A 17468-nucleotide genomic window follows, 5' to 3' on the forward strand; every position below is an offset into this window, starting at 1 on the left:
GAAAACACTAATAAATGGGCCCGAGCTCTTCCAGTTGGGTAAGGTAGACCCGAGTATCAAACTCTAGCTGGTGGTAGTTGGGCAGCATATGCTGACAGAGCTGATAGAAGGCTTTGTTATGCTCTTTTTCTTTGAGATGGGCCAGCTCGTGCACCACAATCATCTTTAAAAAAGGTTCCGGAACTTTTTGAAACAGTTTGCTGATGCGAATTTCGTTCTTGCTCTTGAGTTTGCTGCCTTGTATTCGGGAAACATAGCTATGTAGGCCCAGCGCATGTTTTACCACATGAATTTTTGGATCGTAAATCACCTTGCTTAAGGGGGCCGATTTACGAATATAACGATTTTTTAACTCGGTGGCGTAGTCGCGTAGCTCTTTGTCATTATGGATTTGGTGGACCTTGGGGTATTTGTTCAGTAAAAACTCGGCTAATTGTTGCTGGTCGAGTAAGTACTGGATCCGGTCACTTAATTCGCTGGGGTAGGCACTGAGGTATTTAAGAGTCGACATGGTCGGGCTGTGGCTCCTGTGCAAGGGTTAATTCAATACCCACTCGGCGCTTAAGGCCGGGCGGGGCTGGCGCACTATAACGAATTTGGCGCCAAGGCTTAAGTTTATTTGCGGTTCAGCAGCGTCACGGCCGCCACCACCAGACCGATGCCGAGGATTTGCCCCCAGCTGACCGAGTGTTCTAATAAATAGCAGGCCATCAAGAGGGTAAAGATCGGCCCGACACTGCCAGAGATGGCGGTTTTTTGTGCGCCGATTCGATGGATCGCTTCGCTAAACAGAAAGGAGGGGATCACCGTTGAAAACAGCGCCATACACAGCGCATAGCCATAAACGGACGGAGCATAGTGGTTGAGCTGAGTTGAACTATCTTGCAATGAAAAGTGAACAAAGATAGCTAAACTTGCGGCAATCATCGCAATACAGGTAAAAGCCTGGCTACCGATTTGACTGACTATTGTTTTACTGAAAACCAGATAGCAGGCAAAGCTAAAGGCGCTGGCAATCACCAGCCCGGTGCCTAGCAGTAGATCTTGATTGACCATTTGGCCCTTGGTTTCACTCCACATCATCATGGCAACACCTAACCAGCTGAGAGGTAAAGCGAACACCACCAGTCGTTGTGGTTTTTGGCGGTAAATCAGCCAACTCAGGATGATGGTAAAACTGGGGTAGGCGTAGAGCACCACACGTTCCAAGGGGGCTGAGACATACTGCAATCCACTTAAATCCAAATAGCTGGCAAGGTAGTAACCGCTGATGCCAACTGCTGCTGCCTTTAAGAGGTGGCTGGCGATCGGCTTGTGAGTAAAATGGCCCTGTTGCCACCACCATAAGCCAAGGCCGACATAGAGCGGTAAACTAAAGGCCATGCGCAGGGTCATTAGGCTAGTGGGGTCGATGCCATGTTGGTAGGCGAGTTTTATCCAAATGCCTTTCAGTGAAAATAAGGCGGTTGCGAGCAAGGCAAACAGTAAGCCAAGACTGCTGGGAGCTAGGGGGATGCGCCGTCGTGTGGCAAGGCGAAAGTAGTGGGTAATATTCATGTCTTGGCTGCCTTCTATGGAGAGAGAAAGAGGCTACGAAGGCATGTTCACCGGCTGCGCTTCGCAGCCAGTAACAATTAAATCTTATTGTTCACCGCTGCTCGAGTTCAGCTGCCACCACAGATCAAGCCCTTGACACCTCGCATTGGTGCGGAGCAGCAGCTTACTGTTGCTTAAGGTGTGATGGAATAAGTGCATGCTTGATCCTTGATGGTGGATCTTTAATCTAAGTGGAATGCCCTGTGAATTCAAGGCGGTATTTTGTTAAATCGGGATAAAGCGCGGGTCAAACAGGCAGCGCCGCTCCACTGAGGGCGCTGCGATGCGGCAAAGACATTAATTTATCCCTTATCCGGCTTGGTTTATTTTTGATCTGGCTCTGGCTCTGGCTCTTAACAGGGCGTGTCCGCTAAGGAAAGCCAAGCAGAGTAACAGTGCATAGGCACTTTGCCAACCGAGTTCGAATAACAGCAGAGCACACAGGGCTGCACTAAATAGTGCGAGGTAGCGAGCCACTCCCGGCAGAAGAATACTACCGGCGAGCATACTGAGTAGGTAGACCACAATAAAATTGCCATTGGCGTAGCGGATCAGGTGCTCTAGGGGTAAGTCGAGGAGCCAAGCAGCGATACAACTGAGTCCGCAGGCACCCACGATGCTAAATAAGGCAGTTGTTGGCACCTTGCTCTTAGACAAATGTGCAAATAAGCTTGGCAGTTGCTGTTCGTCGGCCATACTCCATATGAGCCGAGCAAAACCTTGAATGTAGATGTTAATGCTGGCAAAACAAGCCAAGTAACCTACCATCGCCGCCAGCCATTTGGCCTGCGGGCCAAACAATATGGCGACCAAATGGGGCAGGGATTGAGTATTCGCGTATTGGTTGCCAAAGGCTCCGTATTTTAAAACCACCACCGAGGCCGCCCAATAAACAATGCCAGCCAATAGCGCGCCGAGTAATAGCGCGATCGGAAAATCCCGTTCTGGGCGGCGAAACTCTTCGCCCATGTGGGCAAAGGCTTCGATGCCGACAAAACACCAAAACATAACGGTGAGTGCTGGGGCGATACTGGGCACATCAATATGACGGGGAAGCTGTACATCGGTCAGGTGAATATCGGCTTTCCACCATAACATGCCCACCAACGTGATGATGGCAATAGCGATTAAACCCTGTACATTTCCAGATAGTTTTGCGCCTCCTAATCCCAAGAGTAGCATTGCGAAGAGGCTCAATAGTTGGATTGCCAGTGCGCTGAAGGCGCTGAGCTGAAACAGTGATTGCCAAAAACCTGTGGCCATCACTAAGGCTGCTGGCAAACCTACGGGTAGCACCGAAATAAACAGAAAGGCGGTCATCTTTTCTGCCCGGTCACCCAAGGCTTTTCCTACAAAATGGGCCGCACCTCCGGCATGGGGGTGACGCTTGCCGAGTGCGGCAAAGGTAAAGGCAATCGGTAATACCAGTGCCAGCAATATTAACCATGCCACCAAAGCACTTCGCTCGGCGATACTGGCGGCCATGGCTGGTACCACAAAAATTCCGGTTCCTAATAATGAGGTCGCGAGTAAGGCGACACCTTGGCCAATACCCAATTGTTGATTTAAACGGCTCATCCTAGACTCTGTTTGATAACGGTTAGCTAGAGATGATAACGCCGAACCGCAATTTTGCTAGCTGTTAAGTCAACGGAATTGCGCGACAGAGTGTCGGTACTGACCGTGAATTTAACGGTGCGCGTGGTGAGGTTTGATGAGTAGAGTCGATGGCAGAGAATGCGTTGAATTTGAGCAATATCAAGACATTTTTAAGGACGGTGTTCATCCTCTTAGCTTACTGGTATTCTAGCCCAAATACAGTTTAACCGCTGTGATGACTTCCAATAAATGGTAAGACAAAACAATGGCTTAGATTATTTTATAAAACATAGACTTTAATTTTATAGCGAGATAAGCATGTCTGACAGTAAGCCTGATGACCAATATACCAACTCCTTTCAACAGCAACAGGGCTTTGTCTCGTTGGTGGGAGCGGGTCCCGGTGATCCTGAGCTATTGACGGTCAAAGCGGTGAAACGGATCCGCTGCGCCGATGTGATTGTTTATGATCGCTTAGTCTCGCAAGAGATTCTTGATTTGGCCTCACCCACAGCCGAGATGGTGTATGTGGGTAAAAAGTTGGACCATCACTTTGTGCCGCAAGCCGAGATCAACCAAATCTTGGTTGAGCAAGCCACACTGGGTAAACATGTGGTGCGTTTAAAGGGCGGCGACCCGTTTATTTTTGGCCGCGGTGGTGAAGAATTACAAGCTTTGGCCGAGGCGACGATTCGCTACGAGGTGGTACCTGGTATTACGGCTGCGGTAGGCTGCACCGCCTATGCGGGCATTCCACTGACCCATCGAGACCACGCCCAGAGCGTGCAGTTTATTACTGGTCACTTAAAACAGCACGGTGAAGATATAGATTGGCCTTCTTTGGCCCACGCGAATCATACCTTAGTATTTTATATGGGCTTGAAGCAATGTCCGCAGATCCAAGCTAATTTGTTGAGCAATGGCTTAGCGGCTAGTACTGCTTGTGCGATTATTGAACGCGGTGCCACGCCACAGCAACGGGTTTTCACGGGTTGTTTGGCGCAATTGGCTGAGCTGGCGGCGCAGGCCGAAAGTCCTTCGCTGATCGTGGTGGGTAGCGTGACCAAATTACATCAGCAACTGGGATGGTTCAAGCCAGAGCTGAGTGATTGATTTTGCTGGATTAATAAAGCCGAACATCGTCCGGCTTTAGCTTGGATAGCGAATGATTTAATCGGCTTTTTTACGGCGAAAAAGACCTTTTAGCAGCGCCCCTAAACCGACCACGATAATGACTGCAAATTTCTTTAAAAATAACAGTGCGACCACGAAGAAACCAGTTTTAGCTATCACTTTCCCTGCCACTAAAGCGCCTAGGCCGTAGGCCGCCACTTGGTCGATATCGGGATTGAAATCGAGATAGCTAGAGCCTTGATCGAAGTTGGCTAAAGCTAATACCGAATCCAGATTTGCAGAGATGGTTGCCAGCTGATCCATGTTGGCAATAAAGTTTAGTACTAACACACCTTTTCGACCTAAGATCCGAATGTTGTAGTTTAGGGTATGGACTTCTTGGTCGCCAAATTTGAGTTCTTTTGCCCAGTGTAGTTTATGGTGACTAGCATCATAGTAAGGGCTTGCTGCCCAGCCGACTAATTGGATGCTTTCATAGCCTTGTTCGATCCGCTGCTGGTTATCGGCCTTGGTATCGGCTTGCATTTCTTGCAGTAGTTCAACATAGTCGATGTCTTCGGCATCGCTATCTGAAACGTAACCATCTTCCTCGTACTGGATACTGACTGCCCATGAATCTGAATCAAAAGGGGTATACTCTGCGGGGAAAAGCATGCCTAAAACCTGCTGTCCCGGTGGATTACCCCACACTTGTTCCAGTACCGTTTTTGAGTCTTCCGGATTTAAGTAATAAAAAGAATCGGGAACGTTCAAGGTGGCGTTGGCATCGGAAATGACAATTTCACCGGTCTGCCGATCTAAGGACTGCCAGATCCCACGCGCCCACTGTTGGTAGTCTTGATCGTTTGCATCGTTGCTGCTGGCCGTTGCGGATAAACATAACAGCAGGCTGCTGAAGATGATTCGGTAAAACATAACTATCCCTGTTCTCGTATTTGATGTCGGCGGCTATTGTAAATGACTTGCTGCCTATTTTATTGATTCAAATCTCCATCGTTACAAGTAGTTGTAAATGAGCTACTTTTATTTGCTAGTGCCATGGATGGTGTAAGATGAGATGCATCAGGCAATGCGACTCTCATGAGGCTCATTTCATAGACTCAATGCCTAACACATGAGCAAGGGGGCTCGCGAAGCGCTTTGAACGACAAAATAAGGGGCTGGAATATCAAATCATATGTCTACGATGTGTTTTGTGGTGAATTTGCCGCAGGCAATCCTTGTGGCGTGGTGGTGCTCGAGCGCTGGCTGAGTGATGCTGAGTTACTCGACTTAACCAGAGAAATTGCCCAGCCAGTGACATCTTTTGTACTTGTCGAAGACAAAACTTACCACATTCGGTGGTTTTCACTGCTGGGTGAAATAAACCTTTGTGGGCATGGCAGTCTGGGGGCGGGGGCCGAAATCATCAAGCGCTACCAGCGCAAGCAAGTCGACTTTCAAAGTCGTTATGGTCAGCTAAGGGTATCGGAGAACCAAGGTTTTTTTTCAATGACGCTACCTAGTTGGCGGGCAAAACCATATGCCTCAAATATGCTGGGCAATGAATTTTTGCTACCTAAACATCGGGATGTATTTACCACCCGAGATATGGTTCTTGTTTTGGATTCTGAAGCGGCTGTAGCGAGTTTTAAACCCGATTTTGAACAGCTCAAATTAATCGAAGATCAGCATGCCTTTATGGTGACGGCACAATCCAGTGATAATGAGTATGTACTGCGATACTTCGCCCCCAAGATTGGGATCCCCGAAGATCTCGCAACTGGCTCTGCGCATTGTTCTTTGGCGCCCTATTGGTTCGATCAATTAAAGTGTCGAGAGCTATATGCACGCCAGCTTTCCAGCAGTGGTGGACAATTTAAAATCGAAAAAGCGTCGAATCAGGCCATCGTGCTCTCTGCTCAGGCGAAACCACGGATCTAGTTTAGGCGATTGAATGGGGCCTCAAAGGTCTTGTTTTTCCTGTCATGCCACCAACAACCAGCTTAGATCTCGCACCGAACATTTCTGTTAAACAAGTGATTCTGAGGGATGACTGCTTGTCCATTTTAATGACTGGTTTTAAAGGCTTTGGTCAATATCTATCGCCATGTCAACACTTATTGGCAAATGTTAATTAAGATCACGCGTCGAAATAATTTATGCTGTATTTTGTTGCAAATTGATATCCATCAAAGTCGTATGGTTATTTCGTGTTACTGTGCGCAAACAAAATAGCAACGTTTGATCAACCATAAGTAAAGGAAAAATAAAATGAAAAAGACGTTATGTGCGATTGCTGTTGTTGCCGCATTCAGTTCTAGCAATGTATTGGCTCACGAGAAAGGGGATTTCTTTGTGCGTGCCGGGGTTGCGAGTGTGATACCGAATGACAGTAGTGATGGTATTTTGGGGACTTCGAGCCAGTTGGCGGTTAATTCGGATACTCAATTAGGCCTGAACCTTGATTATATGATGAGTGATAATGTTGGAATAGAGTTGCTCGCCGCAACACCTTTCTCGCATGAGATTTCTACCGATCTGGGGGGGCTTGGAAATATCGGCAAGACCAAACACTTACCGCCAACTTTAATGGCGGAATATTACTTTGGTGATTCGCAATCAGCCTGGCGTCCTTACATCGGTGCGGGGGTGAATTATACGACCTTTTTTGATAGTTCTTTTAATAGCACTGGCACCAATGCCGGTCTCAGTGACTTGAGTCTTGATGATTCTTGGGGACTTGCTGCGAATATCGGGGTGGATTATAAACTCAATGAAAATTGGTTCTTAAATGCCTCGATATGGTATGCCAATATTGAAACCACTGCTCACTACAAAGCGGGCACGGAGAGTAAATCTACAGATGTGAAGATCAACCCGGTTGTGGTGATGCTCTCTGGTGGCTACAAATTTTAATGATGCGCGATTGAAAGAAACGCGAATACATTTTTCTTGCGTAGTGCTTGATTAGCGCGGTATCAAAGGATCAAAGTATTGGCTGTTAAATTTGAGTTTTATGGTCTAGTTTTTTTGACTACGGGCCATAAAGCACAAATTAAGCGAATTGATTGGCGGCTAACTCGATGAGTTAGCGCTTATTTCAAAACTCGTATAATTTAATCTACTGTTCAATATTTAGTTTCAAATTTTAGGGAAATTGCAACACCTTCAACTAAACGCTTGCTGTCATTCCCCAGCTAGAGTCCCGCAGCTTAAAGCCTGTTAGTTTGTTGAATGAACTAGTTTACTGCATGGAGCTCGGCTACTGCGCTTAGCGTGATGCTATATGCCATCATCTATAGTGCGCAGTGACATCAGCCCTTCTTTTCTGAGCATTGCTCTGCTTCTGGATCTTAGCTCTTTCTTGGATAAGTCTCGCTTAAAAAATTCAGGTGAAATTTAACTTGCTTCAATCTTAGTAATCCATAGAATGCACATGATAATCATTATCACTCGCTTTTTAGATGCTTTATGAGGTTTTAAATGAAAGGATTGGCGTTTAGCGCAGCTTTAGGGATGTCTTTGTGGTCGATGACGGCTCAAGCAGAAGTTAAAATAATTGAAGATGTATTGGGTCGCTCCGTGCAAGTGGATGTGCCAGCAGAGCGCGTGGTACTAGGATTTTATGCTGAAGACTACATGGCAATTGGTACTGAGAAGGCCTTTGATCATGTGGTTGGGATCTCTAAAGATACTTGGCAAGCCTGGCGCCCCGCGAGTTGGCAGTTGTACACCGACTATCGCCCATCACTAAAAGCCATTCCAGATGTGGGTGAAGTTGAGTCGCAAACCTTCTCCGTTGAAAAAGTTCTGAGCCTAAACCCCAGTGTGTTGTTATTGGCTGACTGGCAGTATAAGGGCCTTGGAATGGATGTAGACGCCATTGAAGACGCCGGTATTCCGATTGTGGTGGTGGATTACAATGCTCAAACCTTGGAGCGTCACTTAAAAAGTACTCAAATTATCGGTGAATTAACTGGCCAGGAAGCACGCGCCGCGAAAATTGCTGATGAGTATCAGACGGTGGTTGAGCATATTCACGACACTATCGCCAAGGCCAAGTTACCAAAACCACGTACTTACGTAGAGTTTGGGAACCAGGGTCCTAGTGAGTATTCTTTCACCTATGGTAAAAATATGTGGGGCGCGATGGTCACCAGCGCGGGTGGCGATAACATTGCCGCGCCATTCATCGAGTGGTGGGGACCAATCAATCCAGAGCAAGTATTAGCCTCCAACCCGCAAGTGATCTTCATTACGGGCACCGAATCGGGCAAAAAATCGGATGCCATGGTGATGGGTCAAGGGATTGCTCAATCGCTGGCGGTAGAGCGTCTTAAAGGTTTCACTCAACGTGCTGGCTGGGAAAGCCTGGACGCTGTCAAGAACAAACGTCTGTTCGGTATTTACCAAGGTGCATCGCGCACCATCCTTGACGGCAGCATGCTGCAATTTATTGCAAAAGCGCAGTACCCAGAGCTTTTCAAAGCACTCGATCCGGCACAAAATTATCTTGATTTTTATCATAAGTATTTGCCTGTAAGTCCTAAAGGCAGCTTTGCCGTACAAATGACTGATTAATGCTAGCATCCAGCCTCATTGCAGATGCGGTCAATCACCAACGTCGCTCGGAAAAGCGGCGTTGGTGGGTTTTGGCCGGCTTACTGCTGTTACTGGCATTTTCCTTTTTGCTGGATATTGCAACCGGACCTTCATTATTGGGCCTGACGGATGTGTTTCGGGCCTTAATGGAGGGGCTTGGTGCGCCTGTTGAGGTGACCACTACCACTAAAGTGATCGTGATGAATCTGCGTTTGCCCATCGCCTTAATGGCGGTTGTGGTTGGTGGATCTCTGGGGGTGGGTGGCGCTGAAATGCAAACCTTACTCAATAATCCGATGGCCAGCCCTTATACCTTGGGGATGGCGGCTGCAGCGGGTTTTGGCGCCGCCTTTATGTTGTATCTTGGCGGCTTGGGTTTACATTCGCAAATCGCGGTGCCGCTGGGTGCCTTCGCCTGTTGCATGTTATCGGCAAGTTTGTTGTTTGGCCTGGCGATGATGCGACATATCACTTCCGGTCAATTAATTCTGGCCGGCATCGCCTTGCTATTTTTGTTTCAGTCGCTGCTTTCCTTGGTGCAATTCATCTCATCGCCGGAATTAAGCCAGCAAATTTTGTTTTGGTTATTTGGTAGTTTAACCAAAGCCAATTGGACCAATTTTCTAATCACCGCCATCGTAACGCTGATTTGTGTCGCGGTGTTGCTGAAAGATGCCTGGCAACTAACAGCGCTTCGCTTAGGGGAAGAACGGGCGAAGAGTCTTGGCGTGAATGTGGCTCGCTTGCGTATTAAGACTCTGATTATAGTGGCCATTATGACCGCAACCGCTACCAGTTTTGTTGGCATAATCGGCTTTATTGGTATTGTGGCGCCTAACATTGCCCGTATGCTGGTGGGTGAAGATCAGCGCTACTTCTTGCCATTATCATTTTTGGTGGGGGCATTTTTGCTGTCCAGCGCCTCGGTGTTGTCGAAAGTGATTGTACCCGGCGCTTTATTCCCCATCGGTATTGTAACCGCGATTATTGGTGTGCCGTTTTTCTTTTGGTTGATTATGAGTAAGAGGCGCTAAGCATGCTGGAAGTCCGTGAATTATCTCTGGCATTTGATGACTTAGTGTTGGCTGATCGTCTTAGCTTTTCGCTGGCTGCCGGAAAGACCCATGTGATTATCGGCCCCAATGGGACCGGTAAAAGTTCCTTGCTAAAAACCTTGTTTGGTGACATTCAGCCACAAGGCGGAGAAGTACTGTTTGAGCATACCCGGTTGACCAAGTCCAACCTGAATCCTTGGCGCCAGCAGTTTGGCTATATGCCGCAGGATATTCGTCTGGATGTGGGTTTGAGTGCCTTAGAGGTGGTGCTGTTGGGAAAAATGAGTGCACTTTCCCTCAAACTAGACGATTCCTTGCTCGAGCAAGCCTTACAGGCTCTGGACGCCATTGGTTTATTGCACTTGGCAAATCGCGATGTGCGAACCTTGAGTGGCGGCCAATGCCAGATGGTTTTGTTCGCTCAGGCTTTGATGCGTCAGCCTAAGATTTTAATGCTGGATGAGCCGGTGAGCGCTTTGGATCTGCATTTTCAGCAAGTGCTACTGAACCATCTCGATCAGCAAACCAAAGCCAAGCACTGGGTTTCACTGATGATCCTGCATGACCTTAATCTGGCGGCGCAGTATGCCGACAACTTATTGGTGTTGAAAGATGGTCACTTGATTGCTCAGGGGGCACCAAAAGATATTTTGTATCCAGAGCTAATTGATAAAGTGTACGGGGTAAAAGTAGACGTTCAACTGGACAGTTTAGGGGCGCCGTTTATTCGAACGCGACGGCCCGGTCACGCAGCCGTTCACGGATAAAAACCATCAAATAAAATCGATCGAAGGAAATGAAGATGTCGAGTAAATACCTTGTTTTGGCCCTGTTGGCATGCTTGTCTGTCAGTCCGCTGTCGGCAAAGGAATGGCAGGTTAAAATGTTGAGTTATGGGGACGCCGGTTCGATGGTATTTGAGCCCGCTTTTTTGCAGGCGGAAGTTGGCGACAGCGTTACTTTTGTTCCCAGCCAGTCAGGACATTTTGTTAAGTCTTATGTGGTGCCGGAGGGCGCGTCGGGCTGGGCCTCTAAAATGGATCAAGCTTATACCATTACGCTGGAGCAACAGGGATTGTTTTTGTATTACTGCCCACCACATTTAATGATGGGCATGGTAGGGTTGATTCAGGTTGGTGAGGCGGTGAATAAAGCCACCTTTGAACAAAAATATCCGCGTTTACGTGCCAAAGTGGCACTCAGCCCAGAGCGAGTGGATGCTGTTGTTGCCCAGATCAAATAGTCGATGAAAGCAAATCATTTGCTGGCCGACTGGCAAGGCTTGTCAGCTGCCAGTCGTGTATTGGTGATTAATGGCTTTAGCTTTAATCTTGGCTTCTATATGTTATTGCCGTATCTGGCAGATCATTTACAGCGTTCGCTTGGTTTGTCGCCTTGGTACGTTGGTCTGGTGATTGGCTTGCGGGTATTTAGTCAGCAGGGCATGTTTCTGGTGGGCGGCACTCTCGGCGATTATTTCGGTTACAAGCGCCTAATTCTGGCTGGCTGCGTGGTACGGGTGGCTGGTTTTGCTCTATTAGGCGTCGCCGAAAGCCTTCCCTGGTTGTTACTCGGCGCCTTTTTTACGGGGTTTGCCGGAGCGCTCTTTACCCCATCCAGCAACGCCTATCTGGCTTATGAGGCGCCCGATCTGGCGCGTCGAGACCGGATTTTTGCGCTGCAAAACTGGACCAGTGAAGCGGGCATGTTGTTAGGTCCCTTGCTGGGCATTCTTTTGGTCGCCAAAAATTTTATGTGGGTTGGCTGCTCTGCCGCCGCGATTTTTGCGATTTTGTTTTTGATCCAATGGCGCTACCTACCCAAATTAGCGGCTCAGGCAAATCGTGAGCAGGGAGCCCAGCCTTTTTGGTTGCAGTGGCGGTCGATGTTACAGCATCGGCATTTCATGGGCTTTATTGGCTTTGCCTGCGCCTTTCAGTTGTTGTTTCATCAATTGTATTTGGCACTACCCAATGAGGTGCAAATGCGCGGCCTGAATTCAGATGTGATCACTTGGGTATTTATGACCTCTTCGGCACTGGGTATTGGCTTACAGATGCCCATCAGTCGTTGGGTGGCTCGAAATATTGGTCCGGCCGCGGCGATGGGCATCGGTTTAGCCCTAATGGGCCTGTCCTTTTTGTGGTTTTTAGTCAGTGTATCTTCTTGGCAGGCCGCCAATTTTATCGCTTATGCGGTGATGTTTAGTTTCGGCTCGATGCTGGTTTTACCCCTACTGGGCTCGTATGTGGCCCGTTTTTGCAGCGCAGCTGAGCTGGCCAGCCATTATGGTTTATACGCCTGTATTGGCGGGGTTGTGGCTTTGCTTGGTAACGTTGCAGTGGGTTGGTTGTTAGACGTCGATGCTTTACCGCGCCAGTCGGTTTGGCTCGGGCTTGCGTTGATCGGTTGTTGCTCGGGCTTTGGCCTGTATCGACAGGTTCGTCATTTACCTTAGTGCTAGAGGTGGATTGGTGATTGATTTGGCAGGATCAGCATGGCGAATGACTTGATTGTGGTGTGCTAACCGCCACGACTATAAATGAGCGCTCGTCATTAGCATTCCGAGTGTTGCTTAAGCCGTAGTTGCCTATTGCAAAGAAATGTAAATTTTATATCTATTTAAAGTCAAAGATATAAAAATCATTATTTTAGTTAATTTTATATGGAGTAGAGGGCAAGGATTTAGATAGTTTTTGACGAAATTTTCAGTCATTAACTCTTAGCTTTTTCGACTTTGATGACAAAAACACGACAGAAAGATTAAAGCTTAAGCACTATGGTGGTTTGCTAATCAATTTTGTTCTCATTCACACACCATTCGCTCATTCAAATGACTCAATATCTACTGTAATTACAGGCTTGCAGTGAGTATTTAGTTCCTAATTAAGGCTTAGGCGCATGTTGCGTCGAGCAAGTATTCAGCCATTTTTGCAGTCAGGAGATTTATGCATGACTAAAGTATTTAAATCATTCCGTTTTACTTTGCTCGGTTTAGCGGTGGCGTTTTCCCTTCTTGCTTGTGACACTGAAACAACCAAGGCGAAACCTGCAGCGGCTCCAGCGATGCCTGCGGTTACTGTCGATGCGGTTGTCATCAAAACCCAGCCTATAGAGTTAGCAACCCGTCTTCCGGGTCGCACCAGTGCTTTTCGGGTTGCAGAAGTTCGGCCACAGGTGGAAGGGATTGTTTTGCAACGCTTGTTTGTTGAAGGCAGCACGGTCAAAAAAGGTGATGTGTTATTTCAAATTGACCCTGCAAGCTATGAGGTCGCGTTAGATAGTGCTCAAGCGACGCTTGCTTCAGCGCGAGCGGTACTCGAAAGAGCAGAGCTACAGCTGAATCGTTATCAAGCTTTGATAAAAAAACGAGCGATCAGTCAACAAACTTACGAAGATTCCCAAGCGAGTTATCGTGAGGCGGTGGCATCGATTATGTCAGCTAAAGCGGCGGTTAAATCGGCGCAAATTAATTTAGATTATACCAAGATTAAGGCCCCTATCTCGGGTCGTATTGGCTTGTCGGCGGTGACTGAAGGAGCCTTAGTGACCGCAAATCAAACAACTTATTTGGCGGTGATTAAACAGCTGGATCCTTTGTATGTAGACATTTCTCAGTCTAGCTCTGATTTGATGAAACTACGCAGTAATCATCCTCTGGGCGAAAAAACACTGGGTGCGATTCAGTTGTCGCTGGACGATGGGACACCAGTAGCAGAACCAGCAAGCTTGCAATTTGCGGATGTGAGTGTAGACCAAGAAACAGGCACGGTGAATCTTCGCGCCTTGGTACCTAACCCCGATTTGTTGTTATTACCAGGCATGTATGTTCGGGCCGAAGTCCCCACCGAGACTCGTGCTGAAGCGATTCTGGTGCCGCAGCGGGCGGTTAGCCGGGATGTGACCGGACGCGCTCATGTGATGTTGGTGAATTCAAAAAATGTAGTTGAAGATCAAGTGGTTGATGCAGTTCGAGTGGTGGGGACTCAGTGGTTGATTGATGCTGGCTTAAGTGTGGGCGATCAGGTGATCGTGAATGGCCTACAAAAAGTGAAACCCGGAAGTGCAGTGCAGCTGAATATCTTAGCACTTGATGAAGGACAGTAAACTATGGCTCGTTTTTTTATTGATAGGCCCATTTTTGCATGGGTAATTGCCATTGTTATTATGTTAGCAGGGGTGTTATCGATTACGTCACTACCGGTGGCGCAATATCCGACAATCGCTCCGCCAGCGGTGAGTATTTCTGGGAATTATCCAGGCGCTTCGGCACAAACCGTAGAAGATAGTGTGACGCAAATTGTCGAACAAAACATGAATGGTATTGATAATTTATTGTACATGTCATCGACCAGTGATTCTTCGGGACGCTTCTCTACCACCTTGACCTTTGCGTCAGGCACCGATCCAGATATTGCGCAAGTACAGGTTCAAAATAAGCTTAGTGTGGCGGAATCTTTACTCCCGACTGCAGTGGTGAATCAAGGGATCTCGGTTGCCAAATCATCCAGTAGCTTTTTGATGGTGATCGGCTTTTATTCCAAAGACGGTAGCATGAACAATATCGACTTGGCGGATTATGTCGTCTCTAAGGTGAAAGATCCTTTGAGTCGAACCGAAGGGGTTGGTGAACTGCAGGTATTTGGTTCTCAACATGCTATGCGTATCTGGCTCGATCCACATAAGCTGAATAAATATAGTTTAACGCCAGTTGATGTGACCAACGCTATTAGCGCGCAAAACACCCAGGTATCGGTGGGTGAATTAGGCGGCGCTCCTTCGGTGCCGGGTCAGCAGCTGAATGTGACCGTGACCGCGCAAGGGCGTTTGTCATCGGTGAAGCAGTTTGAAAACATTCTATTAAAGGTAAATAGCGATGGCTCGCAAATCCGCTTAGAAGACGTTGCGAGAGTGGTGCTGGGAGGGGAAAGCTATGCTTCGGTGGCGCGTTATAATGGCCACTATGCAACTGGCTTGGCGATTACTTTGGCTAGTGGGGCGAATGCCTTGGATACTGCCGAAGCGGTGACAGCAAAAGTTGCTGAGTTGCAGAAATTTTTCCCTGAATCCTTGGAAGTGGTATATCCCTACGACACCACGCCATTTGTCAGAATTTCTATTGAAGAGGTCGTGCAAACGCTCTTTGAAGCCATTGCATTGGTATTCTTGGTGATGTTCTTGTTCCTCCAAAACTTTCGGGCGACCTTGATCCCAACTATTGCGGTTCCTGTTGTATTATTGGGAACTTTTGGAGTGATGGCGGCATTTGGCTTCTCGATCAATACCTTAACCATGTTTGGCTTGGTTCTGGCGATTGGCTTGTTGGTCGATGATGCGATTGTGGTGGTTGAGAACGTGGAACGGGTGATGGCCGAAGAAGGCTTGTCTCCGCGTGATGCCACGCGAAAATCGATGGGACAAATTACTGGTGCACTGGTGGGGATTGCTCTGGTGTTGAGCGCAGTATTTGTACCAATGGCCTTCTTTGGGGGCGCTTCAGGCGCGATTTATCGACAGTTTTCTTTAACGATTGTTTCGGCCATGGTGTTATCGGTGATCGTTGCGATGGTGTTAACCCCGGCGCTATGTGCAGCGTTGTTAAAGCCGGTCAGTGAAGGCGCGCATACCCCTAAACGTGGGCCTTTAGCCTGGTTTAACCAAGGCTTTAATGCCAGTACCCAAAAATATCGAGGGGTAGTGCAACGTGGTGTACATCAAAAAATCCGCTATGGGATCGTTTATATTGCGGTGATTGCTGCCTTGGCTTCGCTGTGGAATAAATTGCCAACGTCATTTCTTCCCGAGGAAGATCAGGGGGTATTGATGGCGATGATTCAACTACCTACTGGTGCCACTCGTGAGCGGACCATGGCAGTATTGGATAAGGTTCGGGGGCACTTTCTCGAGGGCGAAAAGGACGCCGTGGAGTCGGTGTTCTCGGTGGCTGGTTTTAGTTTCGCGGGCAGTGGTCAAAATATGGCGATGACTTTCGTGAAGCTGAAGGATTGGGATCAGCGTACCAATCCAGGGCTATCGGTGAAGGCGATTATAGGTCGAGCTTGGGGGGCTTTATCTCAGGTGAAAGAAGCCTCGATATTTGCCTTTAATTTACCGCCAATCCCTGAATTAGGCACCGCCAGTGGTTTTGATGCTTACCTGATTGATGAAGGTAATTTAGGTCACGAAAAAATGATCCAGGCGCGTAATCAGTTACTGGGGATGGCTGCTAATAATCCGAATTTAAACGCGGTGCGACCTAACGGCATGGAAGATGCCCCTCAATTTCGAATTGAGATTGATTATGAAAAAGCCATGTCAATGGGCGTTGCGGTGAGTGACATCAATAGCTCTTTGCAAACCGCTTGGGGTTCTAATTATGTGAATGATTTCATTGATAATGGGCGGGTTAAAAAAGTATATGTTCAAGCAGATGCGCCATTTCGTATGAACCCAGACGATTTCTTGTTATGGCATGTTCGTAATGCCAACCATGAAATGGTGCCGTTTAGCGCATTTGCAAGCACTCATTGGAGCTATGGTTCACCACGTTTAGAGCGCTTTAATGGGTCACCAGCTCTTAATATTCAAGGTGCGGCAGCGCCGGGTAAGAGTACTGGTGACGCGATGGATGCGATTGAAGCGATTGTAAGTCAGTTGCCGCAGGGAGTGGGTTTAGCTTGGAATGGCGTGTCTTACCAAGAGAAGCAAAGTGGGGCGAACTCGGCCTTGCTATATTCGATCTCCTTGTTGATCGTATTCCTTTCTTTGGCGGCCTTATATGAAAGTTGGAGTGTACCATTCTCGGTGATAATGGTGGTGCCACTAGGGATTTTTGGGGCAATTATTGCTGCAACTTTCCATCACTTATCCAATGATGTGTATTTCCAAGTTGGGCTATTAACAACAGTGGGATTGTCGGCGAAAAATGCCATTCTGATTGTTGAGTTTGCGAAAGCACAATATGACCAAGGGATGGACCTTATCGCTGCGACCGTAGAAGCTTGTCGGATGCGTTTACGCCCAATTATCATGACTTCTATGGCCTTTATTTTAGGAGTATTACCTTTGGCCTTAAGTTCTGGTGCTGGGGCTGCTAGCCGTAACGCGATTGGTTGGGCGGTTGTTGGTGGTATGATTTCAGCCACGGTACTCTCGATATTTTTTGTCCCAGTGTTCTTTGTTTTGGTGATGCGTCTATTTCGTACCCAGCCAAACACTATTCAGCAAACAGCGGGAATTGAGCAGACTACAGAGGATAATTAATTGAGTAGGCCGGCGCACTTATTGGAATTGATAGTGCTTTAAACTAATTTTGTTCGACATGTTTTCAACACCATCAGCTTGGCTGATGGTGTTTTTTTATGCGAAAACGATAGCCATGGATAAATTTCTCGCGGGTCGTTGATGACGCTCGCCAGCGCGTAGGAGTCGATTTCCCTGTGTTTGATTGTTGAGTACGGTCAAAGAGCCTGCTATAACATTTGCTGGTGCTGATATGAT

14 protein-coding genes are annotated in these 17468 nt (G+C 47.6%); 10 read left to right on the plus strand and 4 right to left on the minus strand.

Annotated elements, in window-relative coordinates; genetic code table 11:
• Positions 1-7 precede the first annotated feature (7 nt).
• From ACRRSY_RS00555 to yjeH, 3 genes are all read right to left on the minus strand, one after another.
• Positions 8-511: a M48 metallopeptidase family protein gene (locus tag ACRRSY_RS00555; RefSeq protein ID WP_432460603.1), complete on the minus strand. Its 504-nt coding sequence runs from the start codon at positions 509-511 to the stop codon at positions 8-10.
• 104 nt (positions 512-615) lie between these two features.
• Positions 616-1557 (minus strand): DMT family transporter, encoded by a 942-nt coding sequence (locus ACRRSY_RS00560; RefSeq protein ID WP_432464152.1) that lies wholly within the window; start codon positions 1555-1557, stop codon positions 616-618.
• A 348-nt stretch (positions 1558-1905) separates the two neighbouring features.
• Entirely contained in the window at positions 1906-3174 is a 1269-nt protein-coding gene (gene yjeH / locus ACRRSY_RS00565; RefSeq protein WP_432464153.1) for an L-methionine/branched-chain amino acid transporter, read from the minus strand.
• Between the two features lie 339 nt (positions 3175-3513).
• On the opposite strand from yjeH, the gene cobA reads away from it, so the two are divergent.
• Positions 3514-4308, plus strand: a complete 795-nt coding sequence (gene cobA, locus ACRRSY_RS00570) for a uroporphyrinogen-III C-methyltransferase (protein WP_432455156.1) — start codon at positions 3514-3516, stop codon at positions 4306-4308.
• 57 nt (positions 4309-4365) lie between these two features.
• Here cobA and ACRRSY_RS00575 read toward each other — a convergent pair whose 3' ends face one another.
• Positions 4366-5244 (minus strand): DUF2167 domain-containing protein, encoded by an 879-nt coding sequence (locus ACRRSY_RS00575; protein ID WP_432455155.1) that lies wholly within the window; start codon positions 5242-5244, stop codon positions 4366-4368.
• Positions 5245-5469: 225 nt separating this feature from the next.
• Between ACRRSY_RS00575 and ACRRSY_RS00580 the strand changes: the two genes are divergently transcribed.
• From ACRRSY_RS00580 to ACRRSY_RS00620, 9 genes are all read left to right on the plus strand, one after another.
• Entirely contained in the window at positions 5470-6252 is a 783-nt protein-coding gene (locus ACRRSY_RS00580; RefSeq protein ID WP_432455154.1) for a PhzF family phenazine biosynthesis protein, read from the plus strand.
• 330 nt (positions 6253-6582) lie between these two features.
• The gene (gene ompW, locus ACRRSY_RS00585) at positions 6583-7227 is read left to right on the plus strand and encodes an outer membrane protein OmpW (protein ID WP_432455153.1); all 645 of its coding nucleotides are present in this window, start codon (positions 6583-6585) and stop codon (positions 7225-7227) included.
• Positions 7228-7794: 567 nt separating this feature from the next.
• Entirely contained in the window at positions 7795-8892 is a 1098-nt protein-coding gene (locus ACRRSY_RS00590) for an ABC transporter substrate-binding protein (RefSeq protein WP_432455152.1), read from the plus strand.
• Positions 8892-9947: a FecCD family ABC transporter permease gene (locus ACRRSY_RS00595; RefSeq protein WP_432455151.1), complete on the plus strand. Its 1056-nt coding sequence runs from the start codon at positions 8892-8894 to the stop codon at positions 9945-9947. The genes ACRRSY_RS00590 and ACRRSY_RS00595 overlap by 1 nt, the downstream gene beginning before the upstream one ends.
• 2 nt (positions 9948-9949) lie before the next feature.
• Positions 9950-10735, plus strand: coding sequence for an ABC transporter ATP-binding protein (locus ACRRSY_RS00600; protein WP_432464154.1), 786 nt, complete (start codon positions 9950-9952; stop codon positions 10733-10735).
• Positions 10736-10770: 35 nt separating this feature from the next.
• Positions 10771-11211, plus strand: a complete 441-nt coding sequence (locus ACRRSY_RS00605; RefSeq protein ID WP_432455149.1) for a pseudoazurin — start codon at positions 10771-10773, stop codon at positions 11209-11211.
• A 3-nt stretch (positions 11212-11214) separates the two neighbouring features.
• Positions 11215-12426, plus strand: a complete 1212-nt coding sequence (locus ACRRSY_RS00610) for an MFS transporter (protein WP_432455148.1) — start codon at positions 11215-11217, stop codon at positions 12424-12426.
• A gap of 494 nt (positions 12427-12920) precedes the next feature.
• Positions 12921-14075: an efflux RND transporter periplasmic adaptor subunit gene (locus tag ACRRSY_RS00615; protein ID WP_432455147.1), complete on the plus strand. Its 1155-nt coding sequence runs from the start codon at positions 12921-12923 to the stop codon at positions 14073-14075.
• Positions 14076-14078: 3 nt separating this feature from the next.
• The gene (locus tag ACRRSY_RS00620; protein ID WP_432460606.1) at positions 14079-17231 is read left to right on the plus strand and encodes an efflux RND transporter permease subunit; all 3153 of its coding nucleotides are present in this window, start codon (positions 14079-14081) and stop codon (positions 17229-17231) included.
• The last annotated feature ends 237 nt before the right edge of the window (positions 17232-17468 follow it).

The sequence above is a fragment of the Agarivorans sp. QJM3NY_33 genome, from assembly GCF_050870865.2.
Taxonomy (GTDB): Bacteria; Pseudomonadota; Gammaproteobacteria; order Enterobacterales; family Celerinatantimonadaceae; genus Agarivorans.

Bases quoted from the DNA above. Each gene is read 5' to 3' on its own strand.
- ACRRSY_RS00555 (WP_432460603.1), bottom strand. From the start codon at position 511: ATGTCGACTCTTAAATACCTCAGTGCCTACCCCAGCGAATTAAGTGAC.
- ACRRSY_RS00560 (WP_432464152.1), bottom strand. From the start codon at position 1,557: ATGAATATTACCCACTACTTTCGCCTTGCCACACGACGGCGCATCCCC.
- yjeH (WP_432464153.1), bottom strand. From the start codon at position 3,174: ATGAGCCGTTTAAATCAACAATTGGGTATTGGCCAAGGTGTCGCCTTA.
- cobA (WP_432455156.1), top strand. From the start codon at position 3,514: ATGTCTGACAGTAAGCCTGATGACCAATATACCAACTCCTTTCAACAG.
- ACRRSY_RS00575 (WP_432455155.1), bottom strand. From the start codon at position 5,244: ATGTTTTACCGAATCATCTTCAGCAGCCTGCTGTTATGTTTATCCGCA.
- ompW (WP_432455153.1), top strand. From the start codon at position 6,583: ATGAAAAAGACGTTATGTGCGATTGCTGTTGTTGCCGCATTCAGTTCT.
- ACRRSY_RS00590 (WP_432455152.1), top strand. From the start codon at position 7,795: ATGAAAGGATTGGCGTTTAGCGCAGCTTTAGGGATGTCTTTGTGGTCG.
- ACRRSY_RS00595 (WP_432455151.1), top strand. From the start codon at position 8,892: ATGCTAGCATCCAGCCTCATTGCAGATGCGGTCAATCACCAACGTCGC.
- ACRRSY_RS00600 (WP_432464154.1), top strand. From the start codon at position 9,950: ATGCTGGAAGTCCGTGAATTATCTCTGGCATTTGATGACTTAGTGTTG.
- ACRRSY_RS00605 (WP_432455149.1), top strand. From the start codon at position 10,771: ATGTCGAGTAAATACCTTGTTTTGGCCCTGTTGGCATGCTTGTCTGTC.
- ACRRSY_RS00610 (WP_432455148.1), top strand. From the start codon at position 11,215: ATGAAAGCAAATCATTTGCTGGCCGACTGGCAAGGCTTGTCAGCTGCC.
- ACRRSY_RS00615 (WP_432455147.1), top strand. From the start codon at position 12,921: ATGACTAAAGTATTTAAATCATTCCGTTTTACTTTGCTCGGTTTAGCG.
- ACRRSY_RS00620 (WP_432460606.1), top strand. From the start codon at position 14,079: ATGGCTCGTTTTTTTATTGATAGGCCCATTTTTGCATGGGTAATTGCC.